The 23,262-nt window shown below is 68.5% G+C and carries 20 protein-coding genes; 10 read left to right on the top strand and 10 right to left on the bottom strand.

The window, feature by feature from the left end:
* Window positions 1–5: 5 nt before the first annotated feature.
* The gene (locus DPM12_RS12490) at window positions 6–1,235 is read left to right on the top strand and encodes a M20 family metallopeptidase (protein ID WP_112258651.1); all 1,230 of its coding nucleotides are present in this window, start codon (window positions 6–8) and stop codon (window positions 1,233–1,235) included.
* Window positions 1,236–1,369: 134 nt separating this feature from the next.
* On the opposite strand, the gene DPM12_RS12485 is transcribed toward DPM12_RS12490, so the two are convergent.
* From DPM12_RS12485 to DPM12_RS12465, 5 genes are all read right to left on the bottom strand, one after another.
* Window positions 1,370–1,867, bottom strand: a complete 498-nt coding sequence (locus DPM12_RS12485; protein ID WP_112258650.1) for a tripartite tricarboxylate transporter TctB family protein — start codon at window positions 1,865–1,867, stop codon at window positions 1,370–1,372.
* Window positions 1,854–3,344 carry a tripartite tricarboxylate transporter permease gene (locus tag DPM12_RS12480; RefSeq protein WP_112258649.1) on the bottom strand — a complete coding sequence of 497 codons (1,491 nt, stop codon included), beginning with the start codon at window positions 3,342–3,344 and terminating at the stop codon, window positions 1,854–1,856. The genes DPM12_RS12485 and DPM12_RS12480 overlap by 14 nt, the downstream gene beginning before the upstream one ends.
* A 76-nt stretch (window positions 3,345–3,420) precedes the next feature.
* Complete coding sequence (locus DPM12_RS12475; RefSeq protein ID WP_211658922.1) at window positions 3,421–3,756, bottom strand: cupin domain-containing protein; 336 nt, start codon at window positions 3,754–3,756, stop codon at window positions 3,421–3,423.
* Between the two features lie 39 nt (window positions 3,757–3,795).
* Complete coding sequence (locus DPM12_RS12470; protein ID WP_112258647.1) at window positions 3,796–4,155, bottom strand: cupin domain-containing protein; 360 nt, start codon at window positions 4,153–4,155, stop codon at window positions 3,796–3,798.
* A 97-nt stretch (window positions 4,156–4,252) separates the two neighbouring features.
* Window positions 4,253–5,986: a CocE/NonD family hydrolase gene (locus DPM12_RS12465; RefSeq protein WP_211658920.1), complete on the bottom strand. Its 1,734-nt coding sequence runs from the start codon at window positions 5,984–5,986 to the stop codon at window positions 4,253–4,255.
* A gap of 86 nt (window positions 5,987–6,072) precedes the next feature.
* Between DPM12_RS12465 and DPM12_RS12460 the strand changes: the two genes are divergently transcribed.
* The 7 genes from DPM12_RS12460 to DPM12_RS12430 all read left to right on the top strand — a co-directional run bounded on the left by DPM12_RS12460 (window position 6,073) and on the right by DPM12_RS12430 (window position 15,234).
* The gene (locus DPM12_RS12460) at window positions 6,073–6,507 is read left to right on the top strand and encodes a universal stress protein (RefSeq protein ID WP_112258646.1); all 435 of its coding nucleotides are present in this window, start codon (window positions 6,073–6,075) and stop codon (window positions 6,505–6,507) included.
* Entirely contained in the window at window positions 6,414–7,700 is a 1,287-nt protein-coding gene (locus DPM12_RS12455) for an MFS transporter (RefSeq protein ID WP_342778784.1), read from the top strand. The genes DPM12_RS12460 and DPM12_RS12455 overlap by 94 nt, the downstream gene beginning before the upstream one ends.
* Window positions 7,701–7,752: 52 nt before the next feature.
* Window positions 7,753–8,829: a Gfo/Idh/MocA family protein gene (locus DPM12_RS12450; protein ID WP_112258644.1), complete on the top strand. Its 1,077-nt coding sequence runs from the start codon at window positions 7,753–7,755 to the stop codon at window positions 8,827–8,829.
* Window positions 8,826–10,526, top strand: a complete 1,701-nt coding sequence (locus DPM12_RS12445; protein WP_112258643.1) for a thiamine pyrophosphate-binding protein — start codon at window positions 8,826–8,828, stop codon at window positions 10,524–10,526. Before DPM12_RS12450 ends, DPM12_RS12445 begins: the two co-directional genes overlap by 4 nt.
* A complete protein-coding gene (locus tag DPM12_RS12440; protein WP_112258642.1) occupies window positions 10,526–13,234 on the top strand; it encodes a molybdopterin cofactor-binding domain-containing protein in 2,709 nt (902 codons plus the stop codon). The genes DPM12_RS12445 and DPM12_RS12440 overlap by 1 nt, the downstream gene beginning before the upstream one ends.
* Window positions 13,235–13,337: 103 nt before the next feature.
* Window positions 13,338–14,309, top strand: a complete 972-nt coding sequence (locus DPM12_RS12435) for a zinc-dependent alcohol dehydrogenase (RefSeq protein ID WP_245951261.1) — start codon at window positions 13,338–13,340, stop codon at window positions 14,307–14,309.
* Between the two features lie 34 nt (window positions 14,310–14,343).
* Entirely contained in the window at window positions 14,344–15,234 is an 891-nt protein-coding gene (locus tag DPM12_RS12430) for an NAD(P)-dependent oxidoreductase (RefSeq protein ID WP_112258640.1), read from the top strand.
* A 28-nt stretch (window positions 15,235–15,262) separates the two neighbouring features.
* Here the strand turns inward: DPM12_RS12430 and DPM12_RS12425 are convergent, their stop codons facing one another.
* The 5 genes from DPM12_RS12425 to DPM12_RS12405 are packed head-to-tail and all read right to left on the bottom strand — an operon-like array spanning window position 15,263 to window position 20,028.
* A complete protein-coding gene (locus tag DPM12_RS12425; RefSeq protein ID WP_112258639.1) occupies window positions 15,263–15,964 on the bottom strand; it encodes an ABC transporter ATP-binding protein in 702 nt (233 codons plus the stop codon).
* Window positions 15,964–16,710 (bottom strand): ABC transporter ATP-binding protein, encoded by a 747-nt coding sequence (locus DPM12_RS12420; RefSeq protein WP_112258638.1) that lies wholly within the window; start codon window positions 16,708–16,710, stop codon window positions 15,964–15,966. Before DPM12_RS12420 ends, DPM12_RS12425 begins: the two co-directional genes overlap by 1 nt.
* A gap of 41 nt (window positions 16,711–16,751) precedes the next feature.
* A complete protein-coding gene (locus DPM12_RS12415) occupies window positions 16,752–18,101 on the bottom strand; it encodes an ABC transporter substrate-binding protein (RefSeq protein ID WP_112258637.1) in 1,350 nt (449 codons plus the stop codon).
* Complete coding sequence (locus DPM12_RS12410) at window positions 18,098–19,162, bottom strand: branched-chain amino acid ABC transporter permease (protein WP_112258636.1); 1,065 nt, start codon at window positions 19,160–19,162, stop codon at window positions 18,098–18,100. The genes DPM12_RS12415 and DPM12_RS12410 overlap by 4 nt, the downstream gene beginning before the upstream one ends.
* On the bottom strand, window positions 19,162–20,028 hold the full coding sequence (locus tag DPM12_RS12405; protein ID WP_211658918.1) for a branched-chain amino acid ABC transporter permease: 867 nt from the start codon (window positions 20,026–20,028) through the stop codon (window positions 19,162–19,164). Before DPM12_RS12405 ends, DPM12_RS12410 begins: the two co-directional genes overlap by 1 nt.
* 211 nt (window positions 20,029–20,239) lie before the next feature.
* Between DPM12_RS12405 and DPM12_RS12400 the strand changes: the two genes are divergently transcribed.
* Entirely contained in the window at window positions 20,240–21,478 is a 1,239-nt protein-coding gene (locus tag DPM12_RS12400; protein ID WP_112258635.1) for a M24 family metallopeptidase, read from the top strand.
* Entirely contained in the window at window positions 21,478–23,190 is a 1,713-nt protein-coding gene (locus DPM12_RS12395; RefSeq protein ID WP_112258634.1) for a PEP-utilizing enzyme, read from the top strand. The genes DPM12_RS12400 and DPM12_RS12395 overlap by 1 nt, the downstream gene beginning before the upstream one ends.
* Window positions 23,191–23,262: the final 72 nt, after the last annotated feature.

Here is a 23,262-nt window from a genome sequence, read left to right as displayed (position 1 = left end):
AGGTCATGACGATCCAGAGCATCGATGTCGAGCAGGTGTCCGCGACCACGCAGGACCTCGTGACATATCCGAGTGTGAATCCCCCTGGAGACGTTCGGGCGATCACGGAGTACATCGCCGGCCGGTTCGAGACGGCTGGATGGCGCGTGTCCGAGATGGCGGGAGATCCCGAGAAACCCAATCTCGTCATCGAGTACGGCCCGGACGACGAGCGGCCCGCCGCCCTCCTCTTCTACGCGCACAGCGACGTCGTCGGCGTGGATGACAACGAGCGGCCGCTGTGGGTATGTGACCCGTTCGACGGCTACCGAGATGGCGACACGCTCTACGGGCGCGGCACCGTGGACGCGAAGAGCAAGATCGCTGCATTGGTCGCTGCCGCAGGTGCTGTCGCCGCATCCGGCATCCCGGCCACGCGCAAGGTCCGTGTCATCATCGAGGCCGACGGTGAGCGCGGTGATCAGCTCGGCATCAAGTACATGAAGGACCAGGACGAACGAGTTCTCCTGTCGGACATGATGCTGGCGTGCGAGCCGTCCGAGAACAAGGTGCTTCGCGTTTACAAGGGGCGCCTGTGGATGCGGCTGTCGATGAACCTGCCGAACGTGCATTCGCTCGTGCCGGAGACGGGAACGAACGCGATCGAGCGATTGATCAATGTCCTGCCGCGCATCCTCGGTGCGGACCTGACCGAATCGCCACTCGACGATCCGGATCTCGCCGGCGAGATGATGGGCAGCGAAAGCCGCTGCTACACGCAGTTGCATGCCGGACACGCCTACAACATCTCGCCCGGCAGCGCGGAAGCCACCGTGGATGTCCGCCCGGTCCCCGGCCAGACGATTGACCAGGTCGTCGCCGATTTCCGGCGGGTGGTCGACGAGGTCAACGCGGAGCGGCCGGACGCGCCGGTGATTCTCGACCCGATGGCCGAGTCCTTCCGGGAACCTGCCGTCGTGGAACGCACCTCACCGGTCATCCGAGCGGTCCAGAAGGCGTACCTGGAAGGCGTCGGGCGGCCGGTGGAGTTCGGTACCGGGTATTCGGTCGGTGGTTTGCAGCACTTCTGGGACCTCGGTATCCCCGGAATATACTTCGGCAGCGGCGGTATCTGGGACGCCCATTCCGCGAACGAGAAAGTCACGCTGCCCGAACTGCACGACATGACGTCGGCATATACCCAGCTCATGTACAACGGATTGCTCGATCGGCTCACCGGCACGTCGCCCGGGTGAAACCGGCGCGACGGAGCCGGCGAGCCTGACTTCTTGGCTCTGCGGAACGTTCAGGTGGGCTTCGAGGGCTCTGGGCGTTCCGCAGGGCCAAGAAGTTGCGAAGACGCGCGCCCACGTCCCTCGGGGCCCTCGTGTCAGAACGGGATCCACTCGCCACCGGGAAGTGGCACGAAGAAGACCTTGGTGAGGACGACGTACCCCACGATGCAGACGCCGAGCGCCACGAGCACCGAGATCGCGATGTTGCGCCGGGAACGGAACGTGTCGAGGTAGACCGAGGCCACCACGAGCATGGCCGCGCTGGGGAGCCAGAAGCCCACCTGCTCGATCACGATGACGTACACGACGACGAGCCCGACGAACAGCGCCACGTCGGGATTCTGGCCGCGAAGCAGGCGTGGCACGGCGGGCACGCGGTGGCCGTACCCGAGGAGGCCGCGTACCACGAGACACGCGCCGAAGGCGCCGAGGATCCAGCTCAGCGTGACCGGGAAGAGCCAGTCGAGGTGGCCCTCGCCAGATCCGAGGAGACCGATGGCGACGATGGCGAGTAGCGCCATTCCGGCGATCAGGTCGGTGGAGACGTGCGGGCCGGGGGCGGGCCGTTCCACGGGCCGTTCAGTCGACGACATGTTGGCGCTCCCTTTGCTTGGACCAGATGACCCAGGCGACCGAGATGAGCGTCAATACGATCACGATCAAGCTCACCGGGCGCGTGAAGAAGACCTCGAATGCCGAGCTCGCCTCGGTCATCGCCATGGACTGGACCAGGGCCGGCTCCACGATGGGTCCCAGGATCACGCCCAGCCCGATGGGGCCGGGGTGGAAGCCGAGTTTGCCGAGAAGGTAGACGCCGACGCCGAGGCCGACCATCAAGAACACGTCGATGATGTTGTTGCGGATGGCGAACGAGCCGACGACGGACAGGAACAAGACGATGGGAGCGAGCAAGCGCACCGGGATGGTGACCATCCTCGCCAGCAGACCGGCCAGCACGCTACCGAACAGGAAGGTTCCGATACCGGCGATCACGATGGCCCAGGCGAAGCCGTACACGAGTTCGGGCCGGGTCTGGAACAGCTGCGGTCCGGGTTGCAGGCCATGCAGGAGGAGTGCGCCGAGGATGACAGCAGCGGGCGCGGAGCCCGGGATGCCGAGCCCGGCCAGGGGCACCATCGCCCCGCCGGCGGCGCCGTTGTTGGCCGCCTCGGACGCCACGACGCCGTCGAGGGATCCCTTGCCGAACTTCGTCTTGTCCTTGCTCCAGCGCACGGCCTCGTTGTATGAGACGAGTGAGGCCACCGGGCTTCCGGCGCCCGGCAGGAGACCGACGAGGGTGCCGATGATCGCGGAGCGGAACAGGTTGACGGGGCGCCGGAGGATCTCGCGAACCGTTTCCAGGCTGACGCCGGGTGAGCGGGTGTAGCTGGCGACGGTATGTTTCTCGCGCCGGTTCGCCACCATCCGCAGGACCTGCGGCATGGCGAACACCCCGATCAGTGCCGCGACCTCGTTGAGCCCGCCGCGCAGATCGGGCAGATCGAAGGTGTAGCGAGAGACCGCTCCGGTGGCGCTGATGCCGATGGTTCCGATCAGCATGCCGAGGGCGCCACCGGCGAGCCCTTTGAGCATCGAGTCGCCAGCGATGCTGCCGATGATCGTCAGCGCGAAGATGCCGATCCAGAAGAATTCGGGTGGCCCGAATTGCAGCGCGACGCTGGCGAGCACACCGGAGAGAAACAGGAATGTCAGGCCGCCCAGCGTGGCTCCGACCATGGAACTGAAGCTCGACGCGACCAGCGCTTTCTGCGCATGCCCTTGCTGGGTGAGCGGGAATCCATCGAACGCGGTGGCCATCGCGGACGGCGTGCCGGGCGTGTTGACCAGGCAGGCGGGCACGGCGTCGGCGTACATGGCCGCGACATACAACGCACCCAGCATGGCCAGGCCCTGGCCCGGTTCCATCGAAAAGGTGAACGGGAGCAGGAGCGCCGTGCCCATCGTCGCGGTGAAGCCCGGCAACGCGCCGACCATGATCCCGAGGAGCACGCCGACGGCGATCACGAACAACGACGACGGCCCGGTGGCGAGCTGCAAGCCTTCTAGCATCGCTGCCCTCCCTCCGGGGCGGTCGTGTCGGTCACCTCGACGTGACCGGGGGCTCGGTCCGCTGGTGGGATCGGTGCTAGATCCGGTGTCCGCGCCCGTCCACGAGATTCTTGCAACTGAGCACCTCGGAGTCGTCGAGAGCGGTCACGCCGTGCGGGACGTTCGGCGGCACGTGAAACCCGGAACCGGGGCCGAGGTCACGTTCCTCGTCACCGAGCCGAGCGCGAATGCGGCCACGTATCACGACGACGATCTGCTCGTGGGGATGCTGGTGTGGCTCGGCCCCCTCACCCTTGGTGAACGACAGGTAGCCGACCTCGATGGACTCGCCCGTGGCCAGGGCACCGTAGGCGGTCGAGTGCTGTGGAGTGACGTACTCCTGCTGGCTCGCGGTGTAGTCGATGAACGGCACGATGCCTCCTTGCTCGTTTCCGTTCGCGGCCGGCCCGGTCTAGTGGAGCTCGCCGGTCTTCTCGTAATTCGGTGCGACGAGGTTCTTGAACGACAGCGCCGTGGTCCGCTCCCGCGCCACGGCCCGGTGCCAGACGTTGGACGGGTGGAAGCTGGCTTGGCCCGGGTGCACCTCGTAGGTCTCATCTCCCACCGTGACCTCGAGGACCCCGGCCAGGACGTAGAGGATCTGTTCCTCGGGATGCTGGTGCATGTCGGCACCCTCGCCCGCGTCGAATGTGATCTTGGTCAGCTCCATCTGGTCGCTGCGCAAGACCGGCCCCCGGCCACGTGAATAGTGCCCGGCCACGAGGTTCTCCTCGTCTTTCCCGTCGAACGAGACCAGTCCCACCGTTGTCATCTCCTCACGTCGGCGACCGGACAGGCGGATGATGAACCCAGAATTTCATACATTTTGCACGATGCATGTGCCCGATGCAAGAGCGATCGGGCCGGTATCAGGTGTCGCCGTCCGGTATCACCGGGAGCAACAGGCGGGACTCGTACGGGCCGCCGGTATGCAGCGTCGCCGTCCCGCCGAACACGTCCGCCGGGCGATCGCGCGGATCCTGATGGATGAACGGCCCGCAGCCGCGGAACTCGTTCGCGAAATGGCCGAGGCGCGCGCCCTGCTGGCCATGGTCGAAGTCGGTTCCGGCGACGGTGAGCGCGATCCGGTAACCGCGCGGAAGGACGATGCTGGTGGGCCAGATCTCGACATCGAGCTGGTAGACGCGCCCGGGCCGCAGCGGCTGAACGTCTCGATGGGTGTGATAGGGGCGCTCCGGGGTGGCCAGTGTCTCGTCGAGCTGGCGATGCGATGCCCGCAGCCACCCTTGCGCCAGTGGTGCACGCGGGTCGATGGCGCCGCGGAACAGCATCTCCGAGCCATCGGGAGCGAACGCGCGCACCGTGAGGAAGGCGTCGGCGTCGGTCGTCGACGACGCGAGGAAGAGGCGCGCCGCGAGCGGTCCGGTGATCTCCATCGGTTCGCTCAGCGGCGGTGTCGTCAACGTGAGTCCCGGGCCCAGCATGTCGTAGCTCTTGCTCGCCGGCCGGGGCGGGCGCTCGGTGCGCAGGGCGAGGTCCTCGACATCGAGGTGAAGATCCGTCCACGCGGTGCGGGGGAGGGGCCAGCCGCTCTCGGCGCGCTCGACGAATCCGTCGACGGTGCGAACCTGCAAGAGCACCGGTGGCCTGCGATCCCACCCGTTGTCTACGCCCTTGAGGAAGTGGTCGAAGAATTCCCGCTGCAGGTTCACCCCGTAGTCGGTGTAGAACTCGGTCCAGTGTTCCAGGCCGTGCACCTCCAGCCATTTCTGCGTGGATGCGGCCCGGATGAAGCCTTCGACGTTGCCGCGCAGGTGCAGGCCCTGGCCTCCCCAGTTGCCCGCAGACAGGAACGGCACCGTGATCCTGGCCCAGTCCGCCGAGCGTTCCCGGTGGAAATCGTCCGCCAGGGGGTGGGCGCGCAGCTGGGCGCCGAAGTCGGCGCGATTGCGCGCGCGTTCGTCCTCGGAGAGCGTCTCGTCCCCGCATACCGGCTGGCCGGTGTTCGGGTTCACCGGCCCGTGTGCACCGCGTCCATACTGCACAGAGGTGACTTGGATGTCGTACCAGTTCTCGAAGAAGGTGCAGTAGATGCCGCCGTGATAGCTCATGTCCCGGTACGAGTCCGCCGCGCCCTCCCAGACGACCATGCACGCGAGGTGGGGCGGCTGGAGCGAGGCCACGTGCCACTGGTTGATCGCGTAGTACGAGATGCCGGCCAGTCCCACCTTGCCGGTGCTCCAGGGCTGCGTTCCGGCCCATTCGATGCATGCGTAGAGGTCCCGCGTTTCCCGGGCGGAGAACGGATCGAGGTAGCCCGGTGACCGCCCGGCGCCTCGCGAGTCGACCCGCACGCACGCGTAACCGTGCGGCACCCACTTCTCCGGATCGACGACTTCCCAGTTCTGGTAGGCGTTGGTCGAGCCGGCCGCGACGTCGGGATGCTCGCGCACCATGATCTCCCAGGAGGACGCGTATCCTTCCTGGAACGACAGGCCCTTGCCATACGGGCCATAGCTGAGCAGGACCGGATGGCGCGCATCGGCGTCCGTGGTGGACGGGCGAAAGACGTCGGCGCGAAGCGTGAGGCCGTCGTCGACGACGATGGGCACGTCCCAGTCGATCTGCATGTGGCCCTCCATGGTCACCTCCTGGAACAAGAAGTTATATAATACCTAATGTTTAATATTGTGTCGGCGAGTGTCCCCGGAGAGGGAGGAGGAAGGTCATGGCGATCGTGGTGGGGCTCTCGGACAGTCCTCTCGGCCAGCGCGCCATGCGCCGGGCCGCCGAGGAAGCCGTCTTGCGTGACCTTCCCGTCGTCCTGGTCTCGCACGTCGCGATGCCGCGCAACGAGAACGACGCGGGCCGCTACCGGCAGCGCCGCGAGGAAGCCGAGGCACAGCTGGACCGCGCGGTGCGCCAGCTACGCGAGGAGGGGGTCCGCGCTCAGACGTACCTCCCGTCCGGACCGTCCGATGCCGCGGACGCGATCCTCGCCGCCGCCGAGGAGCACGCCGCGTCACTGATCGTCGTGGGATTGCGGCGGCGCTCGCCCGTCGGCAAGGTATTTCTGGGCAGTACGGCACAGGACGTGCTCCTCGGCGCGGACTGTGCGGTCCTGGGTGTCAAGCTGCCCCGAGACGAGGAGGACGCGGACTGAACGCCGCTGACGAGACCGCCGGCCGCGGGCTGCGGTCCATCTTCCTGGCTACGGGTATCACCGTTTTCGGTCCGCTTCCAGCGTTCCTGCTCGGTGGGCTTGCCGTCCTGATCCGCGAGGAGCTGCAGTTCTCCGAGGCGCGGTTGGGCATTGCCGTGGCTGTCTTCTTTGCCCTGGCGGCGATCGGCGCCGCGCCAGCCGGTCACCTGGCGGATCGTGTCGGTGCGCGCCGCGTCCTGCGGCTCGGGCTGGCGGCGGCCGTGCTGGCACTGGTGACCATGACCGTGGCGGGCACCTGGGCGCAGCTCACCGTGGCGCTGGCGCTGGCCGGTGCCGGGCACGCGACCCTGCAAGTGGGCTCGAACCTCTTGCTGGCAAGCGACGTGCCCGCGCGCATCCAGGGCCTGGCATTCGGGATCAAGCAATCGGCGATCCCCCTGGCCACGTTGACGGCGGGGATGGCCGTGCCGCTTGTCGGAACCCAGTGGGGATGGCGGTGGGCATACGGCGGCGCGGCGGTGATCGCCGCGCTCGTCCTCATGATGCAGGGGCGCTTGCGGTCGAAGTCAGGCCGTGCGGGCCCGCGCCGGCGAGCTCCCGCACCGCCGGCACCCTTCACCCGCCGGCAGCTGCTGGCTCTCGCCGTCGCGGTGGCGTTCGGTGCCGGCGCGGCCAACGCGTTCGGGGCATTCCTGGTCGAATACGCCGTGCACACCGGGATGTCCGCGGGTGTGGCCGGTACCTTGCTCACCACGGTGAGCGCTCTGGGTCTCGGTGCCCGCGTCGTCATCGGGTGGCTCTCGGACCTGCGTCCCTCGATCGACCTGGTGACCGTGGCCGGGCTGCTGACTGCTGGAGGTGCGGCGTTCGCGGCGTTTCCGCTGGCGGGTTCCGGGTCGCCGGCGCTGTGGGTGGCCGCCTCGGTCGCGTTCGTGGGTGGCTGGGGCTGGCCCGGCCTGATGACCTACATCGTGGCCAGGGCGAACAGCGACGCCCCGGCGACGGCGACCGGCGTGGCGCAAGCGGGTGTGTTCGCTGGAGCGGTGGCTGGCCCGTTGCTGTTCGGGCTGGCTGTCTCGGCCGTCTCGTACCAGCTCGCGTGGATCGGTGCGGCAGCGTCACAGCTCGTGGGCGCGGTCCTGATCGTGGCGGTTCGGCAGTCGCATCGGCGGGCCGTTCCTGCCGGGGAATGAGCGATCATATATAATGTACGTTGCAGTTCGCCGTACCCCTGGAGGTAGCCGCATGCAGCGCGTCAACGTCGGGATCATCGGAACCGGGTGGTGCGGGGGCATACGCGCCCGCACGGCGGCCCGAAACGCACTGGTCGAGCAGCTCCACCTGTGCGATACGTCACCCGAGCGCCTCGCCGAGGTGGCCGCGGAAACCGGGGCCGCGAGCGCCGTCGCCGACTACCACGAGATCCTCGCCGACGCACGGATTCACGCCGTAATGATCTCGGCGACACCGGAGACCACGCATTACCCGATGGCGCGGGACGCTCTCGACGCCGGCAAGGATGTCTTGCTGGAGAAGCCGCTCGCGCTTACGCTCGGCGAGGCCGACGATCTGGTGGCGCGTGCACAGGAACGCGACTGCACGTTCACGATCGGTTACTCGCAGCGGTTCAATACGAAACAAGCGCTGGTCAAGCGCAGCATGGACGATGGGACCCTCGGTATCCCGGTGAGCGGCCTGGTCAGCCGGCACATCACCCGCAAACTCGGCGACAAGATCGGCGGCCGGATCACGCTCTCACCGGCCGCCATGGAGGCCACCCACGACATCGACTTCCTGCTGTGGTGTATGGAACCGGCGGTGCCGGTGCGCGTGTACGCGCAGGCGGTCGAGCGCGTGATGAAGGACAAGTACGGCATCTCGGACTGCATGTCGATCGTCGTCACGCTGGACAACGGCGTGGTCCTCACGATCGGTGCCGGGTGGATCTTGCCGCCCGGTTATCCCAACTTCTCGTCCACCTGGATCGAGATCGTGGGCAGCGAGGGCGCGCTCATCCTCGACGACACCCACCGGGACACCATGCTCAACACCATGTCCGGGGGATTGAGCCTGCCGTTGTCGACCATGCCGGGCGAGGAGGTCGGTCACGTCTATGCCGGTCCGATGCGGGACGAGACGAATCACTTCATCGAGGCAGTCGCCTACGACCGGCCGGTGCTGGTGACGCCGGAGCAGGCACGGCAGACCATGGAGGTGTATCTCGCCGCGGACATCTCGGCCGCGACCAACCAGGCCGTGGAGCTTCCGCTCGACAGCTCGCAGGAAGCCCACGCCCTGGAGCTGGCGGGAATCTCCGCATGAGCACGGCAGCCGACGAGATCGTCGCGACCCTGGCAGCAGCCGGCGTCCGCACGGTGTTCGGTGTCGTGGGCACCTCCACCCTCGACCTCGCCGACGCGATCGCCCGCGATCCTCGCATGGAGTTCGTCAGCGCACGCGAGGAAGAGGCCGCCGCGCACATGGCGGACGGCTACGCACGCGCGACGTCGCGGCTCGGCGTGACCCTGGCCCACGTGGGGCCGGGCGCGCTGCGGCAGATGTACGGGGTGGGTACCGCGTGGAAGGACAGCGTGCCGTTGCTGGTGCTGACCGGCAACGAGATGTTGCCCGCAACAGATCTGGAGCTGCGCGAGGGGTACCACGTGGTGGACGTTCTGGAGCTGTACCGGCCGATCACCAAGGCCACGATGCAGCTCCGCGAGGCAGCGGACGCGTCCCACGCCGTGACACGCGCGATGTGGACGGCCGCATCGGGCCGGCCGGGACCCGTGCTGCTCGACCTGCCGAAGAACGTCCTGAAACAGCAATCCATGCGGGCTTCGGCAACTCCCGTGACGGATACGGTTCCCGCGGCCCGGATCGCCGCCCATCCCGCCGAGGTGCGCGCTGCCGCGCAGCACATCATCACTGCGGAGCGGCCGATCATCGTCGCCGGCGGCGGGACGCACTGGGCGGGCGCGCACGAGTCGCTGGCGAGCCTGGCGACCAACCACGACCTTCCCGTGGTCACCACGGATGGCGGCCGGGGAAGCATCCCGGAAGACCACGCGCACGCGTTGGGTGTGGTGGCGCGCCAGGCAGGTGACGCGGTGGCGCAGAAGGCGCTCGCGAACGCCGACGTCATCCTCGTCGTCGGTGCGCCACTCAGCGACGTGTCGACGTTCGAGTGGTCCGCCTGGCCGGACACGTCGACGGTCATCCGGGTCGATGTCGGCCCGGAGTCCGGCTACAAGGGAATCCCGGCACAGCACCACGTCGTCGCCGATGCCGGCGAGTTCGTGGTGGCGCTCGACACGGAGCTCCGGGAACGTGATCACCACCGGGCCGGCGACTGGCACGAGCTGCGCGCGCAGCTGGAGGAGGAACGCCGCGCGTGCCGCCAGCCCGGCCAGGGAGAGCTCGAACGGGCCGACCCCTGGACGGTGATCGATGAGCTTGAGACGGCATTACCGCGCGACGCGTTCATCTCCGTCGATTCGGGCATGCACTCGTTCTTCGGGAAGAAGCTGCGGGTCCTGGCGCCACGGAGTTACATCCGGTCCGCGGGATTCGGCGCGATGGGGTATTCGTACCCGGCAGTGCTCGGCGCCGTGGAAGGTGACCCGGAGCGGCGCGGGGTGGCCATCGTCGGTGACGGTTGTCTGGCGATGTGCCTGGGCGAGCTCGAAACGGCTGCCCGCCGCGGGTCCAGGGTGACCGTCATCGTGTACAACGACGCGCGGTTCGCGTCCCAGCAGAGCCACCAGCACCGGAGATTCGGCGGGCGGGTGATCGGTACGGACTTCCGGGACACCGGCTTCGCCGAGATCGCCCGGGCTCAGGGCGTACCGGGGTGGACGGTCGCCGACGACGCCGGCGCCCGGCAGGCCGTGCGGGAGGCGCTGGCGCTGGACGGGCCGTCGTTGATCGACGTGCGGGTAGACCTCTCGGTGCATCCGCCGACGTGGATCGAAGGCAGTGGTGACGCCCGGATCGGGGAAACTGGCGAGGAACGCTGATGGCAGACGAACGACCCGTGTTCACGCTGTGGGTGAACGGCCGGCAGCAACCGGTGAGCGTGCCGGACACCACGCCGCTGATGTACGTGCTGCGCAATGACCTCGGGTGCACCGGCGTGCGCACCGGGTGCTCCATCGGCGAGTGTGGCGCCTGCCGGGTGATCGTCGACGGGGTATCGCTCCAGTCGTGTATCACCCCGGTGTCCGAGGTGGACGGCAGCCAGATCACCACCCCCGAAGGTCTCGGCGGGCCGGAGAATCCCCACCCGGTCCAGCGCGCCTTCCTGGACGAGCAGGCGGGCCAGTGCGGGTACTGCGTCAACGGGATGATCATGAGTGTCGCGGCGCGGCTCGAGCAGGGCCCGGTGCCGGACACCGGCACGTTGTGTGCGGTTCTCGATGAGCACCTGTGCCGCTGCGGCACGCACGTGCGGATGCTGCGGGCGGCGCACCGAGCCGCGGGATTCGAGGTGCGTGATCTGGACGGTGATCTCGGTGGCGCGGATGTGGCCGGCCACGACGGCACCAGCTCCGCGGCGACCTCCACGCAAGCAGGCCAGGGTGCGGAGGCCGCAGGCGGGTGTCCGACACCCCGGGCTGTGGTGGACGAGCCACGCATCGCGCGATGGATCGGGCTGCACCCCAGCGGCGAGGTGGCGATCTATCCGGGCAAGGTCGAGCTCGGGCAGGGCCTGCGTACCGCGTTCGCCCAGATCGTGGCCAGCCAGCTGGCGATCCCCCGGGAACGGGTGAGGGTGGAGCCGACGATGACGGGCCGGTCACCGGACCAGGGGCAGACCTCGGGCAGCTTCTCGATCGAGCACGGCGGGATCTCGCTGGCGATGGCGGCGGTGGCGTTGCGCCGCGTGCTGCTCCGGCGCGCTGCCGCGTCCTTGGGATGTGCGGCCGATCGGATCGAGCTGGACACCGGCACGGCGGTGGACCGTTCCAGCGGAGAGCGGATCTCGCTGGGAGAGCTCGTCGCGGATCGTCCGATCACCGAAACAATCGAGGACACCGATGTGCCCCGCTGGGACGCGCCACCACTCGGCGAGCCGCTGCCGCGGGAGGACTTGCGGGCAAAGCTGACGGGCGCGCCCGGGTACGTGCACGACCTCACGATGGACGGGATGCTGCACGCGCGGGTCGTGCTGCCGCCGTCGTACGACGCCACGCTGGACGAGCTCGATCTCGCCAGTGGCTGGCAGGTTCCCGGGGTGCGGCAGATCGTGCCGGACGGCCGGTTCGCCGTCGTCGTCGCCGAACGCGAAGAGCAGGCGATCCGCGCCCAGAACCGGCTCGCGCTGGACGCGCGCTGGAAGCGCACCACCACGATCGGCGAGCGCGACACCGAGCGGATGTTGCGAGACCTCCCGGCGCGGGAGCGGGTCTGGCACCAGGATCAGGACGTGACGGACGTGCTGGAGACGCTGCCCGGATATGCGGCGTCGTACTCCAAGCCCTACCAGGCACACGGTCCGATGGCGCCCTCGGCCGCGGTGGCGGTGCACGACGGCGGCGTCCTTCGCGTCTGGACGCACAGCCAGGGAGTGTATCCCTTGCGGCGCGAGCTGGCCGCGCTGCTCGGACATGCGGAAGGACGGATCGTCGTCGAGCATGTCGACGGGCCCGGGTGTTACGGCATGAACGGGGCCGACGACGCCGCCGTCTTCGCGGCGCTCGCCGCGCGTGCGGTGCCGGGATCACCGGTACGCTTCCAGTTCTCGCTTGCCGACGAGTTCGCCTGGGAACCTCACGGGCCGGGAATGGTCGCGGATATGCACGCGGGGCTCGGTGCCGACGGCACGCTCCGGGCGTGGCGGTATCGCGTGATCACGGACTCGCACAGCACGCGTCCGAACGGTGACGGCGATCGGCTGATGGCCGCGTGGCTGGGGGCGCGTGCCGCCGAACGGCCGTGGGTCGGCCTGGGCGAGCCCGGCTTGCGCAACGCGGTACCGCTGTACGACATACCCGCCCTGGACGTCGCGGCAGCGGAGGTCCGCGGTTCACTGCGGACGGGTCCGTTGCGCTCGTTGGGCGCGTTCTTCAACGTCTTCGCCATCGAGTCGTTCGTGGATGAGCTGGCCGAGCTGGCGGGCGTGGATCCGGTCGAGTTCCGGCTGCGGCACCTGCGCGACGGCCGGGCCACGAGAGTTGTCGAGGTAGCCGCCGAACGCGCCGGCTGGCAGCCCCGGGTCGGTCCCAGCGGGCGCGGCCTCGGGATGGCGTTCGCCCGGTACAAGGACACCAAGGGCTATGCCGCGGAAGTGGCCGAGGTGGAGGTTGACGCGGAGTCCGGGGAGTTTCGCGTCGTGCGGCTCGTCGTGGTCTGCGATGCGGGTGCCATCGTCAACCCGGACGGTGTGCGCAATCAGTTGCAGGGCGGTGCGTTGCAGGGGCTGAGCCGCACGCTGTACGAGCAGTTGCGGCTGACCGAGGATGGCGTGCAAGAGCAGGACTGGACCGGGTATCGCAGCTTGCGCTTTCCGGACGTGCCACGGGTGGACGTCACGCTCGTGGATCGCCCGGAGCATCCGCCGTTGGGCGTGGGGGAGGTGGCCACGCCTCCGGTGCCCGCGGCGGTGGCCAATGCCGTCGACGATGCCATCGGTATCCGCCTGCGCGCGCTGCCGCTGACGGCGGACGGGCTGCGCAAGCGGTTGGAAGACATGGACGAGACCGAGATGGCGCGGGTCCTGGTGTAGGCGGCTCCGGTGAACGGGTGGCAGTCGACGAATACCCGCGGGTGTGTGGAGGAGGTGACAGGCGATAAGAGCGGTGCTCGTCACGGGAGTCGACCAGTTGACAGTGTCCGACGTACCCGAGCCGGCGTCCGACGGGCGCGCGGTGGTCGCGCCGGCGACGATGGGCTTGTGCGGAACCGACGTGAAGATTCTCGCCGGTTCCATTCCCGTCGACACGCCGCGGATACTGGGGCACGAGATCGTCGGGCGGGTGGTACGTCCCGGCCCGGCCCGCCGCGTCGACGAGGGCCAGCGCGTGCTCATCGATCCGGGTATCGCGTGCGGTCACTGCCGGCTGTGCCGTGCGGACCGCCCCCATCTGTGTCCGCACGGTGCGCTCATGGGACGCGACGTCGACGGCGGCTTCGGCGAACGGGTGGCGGTCGACGAGTTCCAGCTGCATCCGATCCCCGACGAGCTGTCCACCGGAGACGCGAGCCTGTTGCAGGTCCTCGGCACGTGTGTCCACGCGCAGACCCGCGTGGCCGACGTCTTTCCGGGCCAGACGGCTGCGGTTGTCGGCCTGGGTGTGAGCGGCCTGCTGCACCTGCAGCTGCTGCGCGAGCGGGGAGTGGACCGGATCGTCGCCGTGACCCGTTCGGCGTGGAAGCGAGAACTCGCCGAGCGATGGGGCGCGATCGCGACGGCGTCGCCCGGGGACGCCGGCGATGTCCTGGACGAGGTCACCGGTGGAGCGGGAGCGGATCTGGTCGTGGAAACCGCCGGCAGCGCTTCGACGCTGGCGCGGTCGATCGAGCTTGCCGCCATGGGTGCAACGGTGCTCGCGTTCGGGACCGCACCGTCCGGTCCGGCCGAACTTCCGCTCTACCAGCTCTACTACAAGGAACTCGACGTGGTGAACGCGCGCGCCGCGCGGCCACGCGACTATACGCGAGCGATCCAGCTGGCCACATCCGGCCGGCTGCACCTGCGCGACCTCTGGTCGGCTGACTTTCCGCTCGACGATGCCGCGGCAGCCGTGGCCGCGGCGCGGGACAGCTCGACGCTGAAGGTCACGATGACGTTGCCCGGCTGATCCGGTGTGATCGACGACGGGAGAGGAGGCATCCATGGTGCGGACAGTGGGAGTCGTCGGTGTCGGGATCATGGGGACGGCGATGGCGTCGAACCTGCTGGACGCCGGGTTCGACGTCGTCGTGCACGACGTCGCCGTGGAGCGGTCGACGGCGCTTGCGGCGGAGGGCTCCCGGGCAGTCGCGGCGGCAGGCGATGTCGCTCGCGCCAGTGACGTGGTGATCACCTCGTTGCCCAGCACGCGGGCCCTTGAGGAGGTCACCGCGGACGATGCGTTGCCCGCGGGATGCCGGCGCGGGCTCGTGGTCGTGGAGACGAGCACCCTCCCGCTCGCGGCGAAGGAACGGGCACGCGAGCGTATCGAGGCGGCCGGCGCGACCATGCTGGACTGCCCGTTTAGCGGAACCGGCCGTCAGGCCCGAGTGCGTGACCTGGCCGTGTACGCCAGTGGCGACGAGCTCGCGATCCGGGAGTGCCAGCCGGTGTTTGACGGGATCGCTCGCGTCACGCACCACGTCGGCACGTTCGGGACGGGCTCCCGGATGAAGTTCGTGGCCAACCTGCTCGTATCGATCCACAACGTCGCGACGGCCGAAGCTTTCGTGCTGGCCCGGCGGGCTGGCCTGGATCCGGAGACCGTGTACGACGTGGTGCGCTCGGGGGCGGGAACGTCGACGATATTCGAGGCACGGTGGCCGATCATGGCTGCCGGCAGTTACGACGAGCCCACCGCATCCGTGCAGATGTTCCTGAAGGACATCGACACCATCCGCGATTTCGCAGGGCAGGTTGGCGCGCCGACACCGCTGCTAACGGGCGTGTTGCCGTACTACCTGGCCGCGCACGCCCAGGGGCATGGCACCGACGACGCCGCGGCGGTCTGTGCGGTACTGGAGCAAGGGATGGCGGGCGACGAGACGGTGTGAGCGCCATCATCGACGAGGGCTCGCCATACTAGACGGCGAGGAGGCGTTGCTGCGCGTCGTCGTCGGCTTCGAGCTCGCTCGCCTGACCGTGCCACGCGACCCGGCCCTCGTCACCGAGGATGTAGACGCGATCTGCGACGCTGAGCGCGAGGCCGAGATTCTGCTCGACCAGCAAGACGGCGATGTCGCTACCCTTGAGCTGCTGGATGCGTTCCCGGATCTGCGCGATGACGGCGGGTGCGAGACCTTCGGACGGTTCGTCCATCAGCAACAGCTGGGGGTTCGTCATCAGGGCGCGGCCGATGGCGAGCATCTGCTGCTCCCCTCCGGAGAGGTTCCGCCCGCGCGACCTGGAACGCTCCTGGAGCCGCGGGAAGAACGCGTACACCTCGTCCAGATCCCACCCGTTCTGGCGGCGCCGCGCCGCGACGGTCAGATTCTCGTGCACGGTGAGACTGGAGAAGACGTGCCGTCCTTGCGGAACGAGCCCCATGCCGAGGCGAGCGCGCTCGTGGCTGGGCGCGTGTGTCGTATCGGTACCGGCCCACCTGATCGTCCCGCCCGAGACGACCGGCGGGCGCGTGCCGGCCACGGACCGGACCAGGCTGGTCTTGCCCATGCCGTTCCGGCCGAGGAGGGCCACCACCTCACCTACGTGTACGTCCATGTCGATCCCACGTAAGATCTCGGCGGTCCCGTACGCGCAGCGTAGATTCTCGATCGACAGCATCAGTCACTCTTGAGGTAGACGGCCTGGACTCGTTCGTTCGCCCGGATCTCATCGGGCGAGCCGGTGGCGATGGTTTCGCCGTTGTCCATGCACACCACGTGCTCGACGAGTTCGAGGGCGAGGTTCATGTCGTGTTCGATCAACACGACGGTGAGCTCGCGCGGCAGCTCGGTGATCAGGCGTCGCATGAGCATGCGTTCCGACGACGAGAGACCGGCGGCGGGCTCGTCGAGCAGCAGCACGGCCGGATCCGCGGCGAGGGCCACGGCGATCTCGAGATGCCGCTGCTCGCCGTGCGAGAGTTCGGCGACCGGGGTGTCGTGCCGGTGCGCCAGGTGGACCTGTTCGAGCGCCTCGCGTGCGCGCCGGCTGACGTCTCGTTCCATCCGGAGCGGCCACCACGAGCGGAAACGTGATCGGGTCCGGCCGAGGGCGGCGATGGCGACGTTCTCCACGACACTCAGCTCGGAGAACAGGTTGGTGATCTGGTACGTGCGCCCGAGCCCGCGGTGTGCCCGCCGGTACGCGGGTTTGCGGGTCACGTCATGATCCAGCAGGGTGATTCGGCCGCTGGAAGGGAGGACCTCGCCGGAGATGGTGCGAAACAGGGTGGTCTTTCCGGCACCGTTGGGTCCGATCACGGCCCACCGTTCACCTCGGCGCACCGTCATCGACACCCGGTCGACGGCCGTGAGAGCGGCGAACCGCACGGTCACCGCGTCGAGGTGCAGCGCTGTCGGCGTCATGTATGGCCCCTGTCCGGATTCCGCGATCCCTGTCGATGTCCCTATTCGATGCCCTGGTACTCGCGGCTGTAGACGGGCTGATCGAGGAACTCGTCCGGGTCGTACGTCCAGAACTGGCCGACACTCTCGAACGTCTCGACGGACACGTTCCACAGCCGCCCGTCGTCCCGGCGTTCGACACGACGGAGGTCGACGTCCTGGATCGGGTTGCCGTACTCGTCGAGGCTCATCGGGCCCATCGGCGAATCGTCGAGCTGCACGTCACGCACGGCGTCGAGGAAGGCCTCGCCGTCGGACACGTCGCCGTCGACGGCTTCGACGGCTTCGGCCACCCAGCGTGCGGCCGTGTACATGGCCGCCGCATAGTACGAGGGCAGCTCGTCGTAGGCGTCGAGGTAAGCGTTGACGAACTCTTGCGTGGCGGGTGCCTCCCGCCCCTCGGTGAACCTCCCGATCGATTGCAGGCCGATCGCCTCGTCACCCATGTTGCGCAGCAGCGACTGGTCGAGCAGCGTGTCGTTGCCGAACAACGGGATCTCGTCGGTGAGCCCGAACGACGACCACGCCTGGACCAGCCGGACCGAGTCGGCGCCGACCTGCTCGGAGAAGACCACGTCCGGATCCGCCTGCTGGATCTCCGCGATATACGTCGAGAAGTCCTGGGTGCCCAGCGGGTTCCAGAGTTGCTCCACCACCTCGCCTCCGGCGTCGGTGAACGTGTTGGCGAAACCTCCACAGCTCTCGTGGCCGAACGCGTAGTCGTTACAGATCGTCACGGCTCGCTCGTAGCCTTGCTCGGCCACGTATTCGCCGAGCACGTGGGTGGTCTGGCTGCTCGTCCACCCCGCGGGCCGGAGTACCCAGTCGAGTTGCTCGCGCTGGGTGAGATCGTCGGCCGAGACGATGGGCAGCAACACCGGCATCTGCTGCCGGTTCATCTCCTCGGCGACGGCGAGCCCGACGTTGGCCAGCAGGGGGCCGACCAGCATGTCGACGCCGACGTCGCCGACCAGCCGCTGGGCCTTGTTCAAGCCGGTCGAGGGGTCGCCAGCCGTGTCTTCGTGCACCGACTCGATCTCCCGGCCGGCGACACTGCTGCCGTGCTCGTCCCAGTACAGGTTCCACCCGTTGAGCATGTCCTGCCCGCTCGCGGCGACCGTGCCGGTGGTCGGGGCGAGGACGCCGACGTTGATCGCATCCGCGTCAATGTCTGGCACCTCGCCCGTCGGGGTGTCCTCCTGCCCGTCGCCGGGCCCTTCCGCGTCCTCGCCGGCCTGTTCCGGCGGTGCGGTCTCATCCGCGCCGGGCGCGGAGCAGGCAACCGCGACGAGCATCGCGGCGGCGGTGACGGCGAGTGGAGTACGGAGTCGCCGGGGGATGGTCGATGTCATCGCGAACTCCTTTGGTCGTCCTCGGTGGTGATGCCGTGCGGGTTGCTGGTGGCGTGGGCGGTGCCGTCGAGTGCGGCGCCTGGAGGGCTGCCGGCGCCGGCGTCTCCGGACGCGGCGGGGTGGCCGAACCGGGCGAGAACGCGTGGCCACGCCTGGGAGAGCATTCCCACCAGGCCGCCACGCGCGAAGAGGATGGTGATGACGAAGACCGCACCCAGCAAGGTGGTCCACCGCTCGACGTAGGTGGACAGCATGTTCTCGGCGAACACGATGACGAATGCCCCGATGAGCGGGCCGACGAGCGTTCCGGTGCCGCCGAGGATGGCCATCAGCAGGCCATGTCCGGAGGTGGCGAACTCGGACGCGGCCGGGCTGATGAACTGGTTGAGATAGACGTAGAGGATGCCGGCGATCGTGGCGAACAGGCCGGAGAGGACGAAGACGTAGGCCTTGTGGAAGGCGGTGTTGTAGCCGAGCATCCGCAGGCGGTCCTCGCCGTCACGCAGGCCGCGCAGGGCGAGGCCCACGGGCGAGCGAGTGACGATCCACAGCAGGCCGCCGGCCAGGGCGACGATGGCCAGGACCAGGTAGTAGTAGGTCCAGTAGGCGCTGACGGCCGGCGGGCGCAGGATGCCACGCAACCCGTTCTCGGCGCCGGTGATCGGCGCCAGCCGGTATGCGAGTCCCCACACGATCATGCCCTGCGCCAGCGTGACCATGAGGAAGTAGACGCCGCTCGTGCGCATGGCCATGATCGCGAAGATCACCGAGATGGCGATGCCGGCGGCCAGCCCGACGGCGACCTGGAGGACGTGCCCACCGTCGAGATGGGTCGCGGTGTAGCCCACCCCGTAGGCCGCGACGGCGAAGATGCCTGCCTGCCCGACGGTCACCAGGCCACCGAATCCGGCGAGCACGTCGATGCTCATCGCGAACAGCCCGAACACCAGCGCTAGCGTGACGATGCCGATGATGAACGGGCTGGTGAGGTAGGGAAGCGCCACACCCGCGGCGATGCCGGTGGCCAGCAGGCCGAGCTTCACCTTGGTGGTCAGCGACATCACGCTCTCCTTCCGAGCAGACCCTCTGGGCGGAGGACGAGGACGATCGCCATGGGTGCGAAGAGGGTGAAGAAGGCCAGCTCGGGGACGAGGGCCTTGGCGAAAGCGTCGATCAGGCCGACGATGACGCTGCCGATGGCCGCCCCGGGCAGGCTGCCGAGCCCGCCGAGGATGACGACCACCAGGGCGAACAGCAGGATCTCGATGTCGGACTCGCCCGGTACGAGGCCCAGGAACGCGGCACCGACGACACCGCTCAGCCCGGCCAGCAGCGCACCGAAGAAGAACAGCCCGGTGAACACGAGCCGGATGTTGATGCCCAGGGCCGCGATCATCTCGCGATCGTCGACGCCGGCGCGCACGATCGCGCCGACGCGGGTCTTGCTCATCAGCAGCCACAGCGCGATCCCGACCGCCACGGCGAGGAGGGTGACCAGGACGCGGAAGCGGGGGTAGCCGATGAAGCCGAGATCCACCGATCCGGATAGGTAGTCCGGAAGCGGCATTGCCCTGGGGTCGCCGCCCCAGAACGCGAGCGTGAGGTCGCCGAGCATGAATGCCACGCCGATCGTCAGCAGCACCTCGGGGAGCTCCTGGCCGCGAACGCGCCGCAGCAGCGACGTCTCCATCAGGACGCCGAGGACGCCGACGGCGAGCGCACCGCCGAGCGCGGCGAGCCAGATGTTGCCGGTCGCCAGCACGATCGTCAGGCCGATGTATCCGCCCACGAGGTAGAAGCCACCATGCGCGAGATTCACCACGCGCATGAGCCCGAAGATCAGGGTGAAGCCGCTGGCCACGAGAAACAGCAGCCCGGCGAAACTCAGCCCGTTGAGCAGCTGAAAGAAGACGAACTCCATGGTCATCGGGATCCCACCGCCACATCGACCAACGGGCTGTTTCCGTAGGGCGCCGGTGGCCGGCTGGTGGGCCGGCCGCCGGCACATCCCGTGCGGATCGGACGAACCGTATGATGTTGCATAATGCACCGTGCCTGATGCAGGAGTCAATGGTGCAGGATAGTGCATAATGTATAATCGATTGCGCACGGTCGCCGAATGAGAAGTGGAGTAGACGATGAAGGAAGCCTTCGGCGTACTCAGTACCGACTGGAAGGAAGGCATCAACTGGCAGAACGTGCGGGCCTGGCGGCTGTCACGCGCCCGCGAGGCGATGCGCAGGCACGGTCTGGGTGCGCTGTTGTGCATGTACGACGAGAACATGCGCTACATCTCGGCCACCTACACGCCGGGCTGGAATCGGCTCAAGCCGGGGCTGCGCTACGTGTTGCTGGTCGAGGGGCGCGAGCCCATCGTCTACGAGCAAGGAGATATCGGCTACCACCTCGAGGTGCACAACCCCTGGATCCCCAAGGAGAACATTCGCCACTCGTTCGCCTGGATCAAGGGAGCTGCCGGTCCGGCATCGACACAGCAGGTCACCAAGTTCACCGAGGCCCTCGTCGGTGATCTTGAAGACGCCGGCGTGCGGGACATGCCACTCGGCGTGGACTTCATCGACATCAACATGATCCAGGCCTTCGAGCGTGCCGGGATCACGTGGACGGACGGCATGACCCCGATGATGGAGGCCCGTTCCATCAAGAGCCCGGACGAGCAGAAGGCCGTTCGCATCGTCGGAGCCCTGTGCGACGCCCTGCACTACGAGTTCACCCAGTTCTTGAAGCCGGGCCGGACCGAGAACGAGGTGGCGGCGTTCGGTTTCGAGTACCTGTACTCCGTGCCCGGGGTGGAAGACGTCGAAGACATCATCGTGTCGTCGGGCCCCAACGCGTGGCCCAACTGGCGCAACTTCTCGGACCGGATCATCCGGCCCGGGGAGCTGGTCATCATCGACATCGCCGCGCTGACGTGGAACGGCTTCAAGTCCTGCGTGTACCGCACGTACTGCGTGGGGGGCAAGGCGACCGCGGAGCACAAACAGACATACGATCTGGCGCACAAGTGGTTGTGGGATTCCATCGACGCCGTGCGCCCCGGGGCGACGACGGCCGACATCGCCGCCACCTGGCCGTCGGCGATGGAGCAGTGGGGATACCAGGACGAGGACCAGGCGGCGGCGAACCTGTGGGGCCACGGGCTCGGGCTCGCCCAGTATGACCAGCCGGTCATCTCGCGTATCTGGTCGCTGGACCATCCGCAGGAGATCCAGCCGGGCATGGTATTCGCCCTGGAGACCCAGCACGGCAAGATGTACGACCACGGCGTGCGCCTCGAAGAGATGCTGATCGTCACCGAGGACGGCTACGATCTCGTCTCCACGTACAAGTCGCACGAGATCATCGAAATCGACTGATGAGCTCGCGCTGTTACCACCTGTCCGGTGCCGGCGCCACGGATCCAGCGGTTGCCGGCGCGAAGGCAGCGGGATTGGCGCGGGCGTATGCCGTGGGACTGCCGGTGCTGCCGGGCGTGATCGTTCCGGTCAGCGAGTCCCGGGGCGTCGTCGATGCGGTCACCTCCACCCTGGGCCACGGCAGCGACGGCACGGCGCGGTTGGCGGCGATGGACGTGCATCCCGACGACGCGCTGCTGGCCGAGCTGCGCGAGCAGCTGTCCGGGATCGACCCGCCGTACATCGTGCGCTCGTCCAGCCCGCTCGAGGCGGACGGGACATGGTCCGGCGCGTTCTCCAGCTTCCACGGGATCGCGCCCGACGAGCTCGGCATCGCGGTACGTGGATGCTGGGGTTCGGCGTTCGCCCCGGCGGTGCTCGATCGGGCACGGCGGACCGGCACGGATCCGGGCCGTCTTGGCCTGGCGGTGCTCGTGCAACCGGAGCTGAACCCCGATCTGGGTGGTACCGCGCGGCTCACCGCCGACGGTAGCGTGCGCATCACCGCGACGGATGGGCCCCTCCGGCCGCTGATGGCCGGCCATGTCGATGGCTGGCAGGCCACGGTGGCCGGCGACGGCACGATGATCACCGGCACGCTGGACGACGGCCCGTTGCTGCGACAGGTGGCCGAGCTCGCCCGCGACGTCGGGGCCGCGCTCGGGCACAACCTCATCGAATGGGCGGTGGCCGCGGGTGAGGTGACGCTGTTGCAGAGCATGCGGTCGCGGGATGCCGTGGTGGCGGGCAGCTCGCGTGCCGCGTGCCACGGGGGAGCGCTCGGCGGGCCGATCGCGCTTCGCGTTGCCCGGCTGGCGGAGCGCTACGCGGGCGAGCTCGGTGACGAGCTCGTGCTGCCGTGGGCGATCGCCGCGTCGTGGATGCCGGAGTTGCCCGACGAGGGTTCGGGTGCCGAGCCCTCCGAGGCCCTGGCGGCCGCGCGGGCGCTCGCCGCGCAGCTGACCGCCCGGGTGTGGGGTGGTTCGCCGCGCGCCGCCGCGAGCCGGGCCGGTGACGTGCTGCGCCAGCTGCGCGGTGACGATCCCGCCGCTGCCCTGGAGACGGTGGCCGAGTTACCGGGCCCCGCCCCGGATGAGGCCGCCGGCGTGCTGGCCCACCTGGCGACGGTCCGGCGCGCCATGGGTGTGGACGGGTCGGCCGACGCGGAGACGGCGTTCTGGCGGCTGGCCCCCGGAGTCCTGGCTCGGGCACTTGCCGGGGAGCCGCCGCCACGGACGAGCCGCTTCGGTGTCGAACGGTGGGAACCGTTCGTGCACGGGGTGGTGTCTGCCGTCGGGGAACGCTATGCGGGGACGGCGGCCGTGCCGGGAGCCGGCGCGGGACGTGCCTGCCAGTGGGAGGACATGCGCGAGCGTGGATTGCTGCCCGGGGGACGCTACGTGCTGCTCGCGCCGGAGCCGGAACCAGCGCTGGGACCGTTGCTCTGGAATGCGGCTGGCCTGGTGACCCGGGCGGGTAGCACCGGGGCGCATCTCATCGAGTTCGCCCGCTCCATCGGTGTCCCGACGGTAGTGGGATGCGATCTTCCGCGGCTGTCCGGGGACGAGCGGCCGTTGCTGGCCGTCGACGGCGAGCGGGGAACCGTGTCCGTCGCCGGCGACGGACATCTCGGCGCGCCGGCCAGCGCGGCAGCGGCCATATTTACAACATAATACATCATATAATATACTGCTGGTGCTGGTCGGATGGCCGCGCAGTAGCCGTGAGCAGCAAAGGAGCGGATC

This window comes from Phytoactinopolyspora halophila, assembly GCF_003287285.1.
GTDB classification, from domain to species: Bacteria; Actinomycetota; Actinomycetes; order Jiangellales; family Jiangellaceae; genus Phytoactinopolyspora_A; species Phytoactinopolyspora_A halophila.
Note: the sequence above shows the minus strand (reverse complement) of the source record. Positions and strands in the feature narration are given on the sequence as shown.

Excerpts from the sequence above, each read along its gene's own strand:
- DPM12_RS12490 (WP_112258651.1), top strand. The coding sequence starts at position 6 with ATGACGATCCAGAGCATCGATGTCGAGCAGGTGTCCGCGACCACGCAG.
- DPM12_RS12485 (WP_112258650.1), bottom strand. The coding sequence starts at position 1,867 with ATGTCGTCGACTGAACGGCCCGTGGAACGGCCCGCCCCCGGCCCGCAC.
- DPM12_RS12480 (WP_112258649.1), bottom strand. The coding sequence starts at position 3,344 with ATGCTAGAAGGCTTGCAGCTCGCCACCGGGCCGTCGTCGTTGTTCGTG.
- DPM12_RS12470 (WP_112258647.1), bottom strand. The coding sequence starts at position 4,155 with ATGACAACGGTGGGACTGGTCTCGTTCGACGGGAAAGACGAGGAGAAC.
- DPM12_RS12465 (WP_211658920.1), bottom strand. The coding sequence starts at position 5,986 with ATGGAGGGCCACATGCAGATCGACTGGGACGTGCCCATCGTCGTCGAC.
- DPM12_RS12460 (WP_112258646.1), top strand. The coding sequence starts at position 6,073 with ATGGCGATCGTGGTGGGGCTCTCGGACAGTCCTCTCGGCCAGCGCGCC.
- DPM12_RS12450 (WP_112258644.1), top strand. The coding sequence starts at position 7,753 with ATGCAGCGCGTCAACGTCGGGATCATCGGAACCGGGTGGTGCGGGGGC.
- DPM12_RS12445 (WP_112258643.1), top strand. The coding sequence starts at position 8,826 with ATGAGCACGGCAGCCGACGAGATCGTCGCGACCCTGGCAGCAGCCGGC.
- DPM12_RS12440 (WP_112258642.1), top strand. The coding sequence starts at position 10,526 with ATGGCAGACGAACGACCCGTGTTCACGCTGTGGGTGAACGGCCGGCAG.
- DPM12_RS12430 (WP_112258640.1), top strand. The coding sequence starts at position 14,344 with ATGGTGCGGACAGTGGGAGTCGTCGGTGTCGGGATCATGGGGACGGCG.
- DPM12_RS12425 (WP_112258639.1), bottom strand. The coding sequence starts at position 15,964 with ATGCTGTCGATCGAGAATCTACGCTGCGCGTACGGGACCGCCGAGATC.
- DPM12_RS12420 (WP_112258638.1), bottom strand. The coding sequence starts at position 16,710 with ATGACGCCGACAGCGCTGCACCTCGACGCGGTGACCGTGCGGTTCGCC.
- DPM12_RS12415 (WP_112258637.1), bottom strand. The coding sequence starts at position 18,101 with ATGACATCGACCATCCCCCGGCGACTCCGTACTCCACTCGCCGTCACC.
- DPM12_RS12410 (WP_112258636.1), bottom strand. The coding sequence starts at position 19,162 with ATGTCGCTGACCACCAAGGTGAAGCTCGGCCTGCTGGCCACCGGCATC.
- DPM12_RS12405 (WP_211658918.1), bottom strand. The coding sequence starts at position 20,028 with ATGACCATGGAGTTCGTCTTCTTTCAGCTGCTCAACGGGCTGAGTTTC.
- DPM12_RS12400 (WP_112258635.1), top strand. The coding sequence starts at position 20,240 with ATGAAGGAAGCCTTCGGCGTACTCAGTACCGACTGGAAGGAAGGCATC.
- DPM12_RS12395 (WP_112258634.1), top strand. The coding sequence starts at position 21,478 with ATGAGCTCGCGCTGTTACCACCTGTCCGGTGCCGGCGCCACGGATCCA.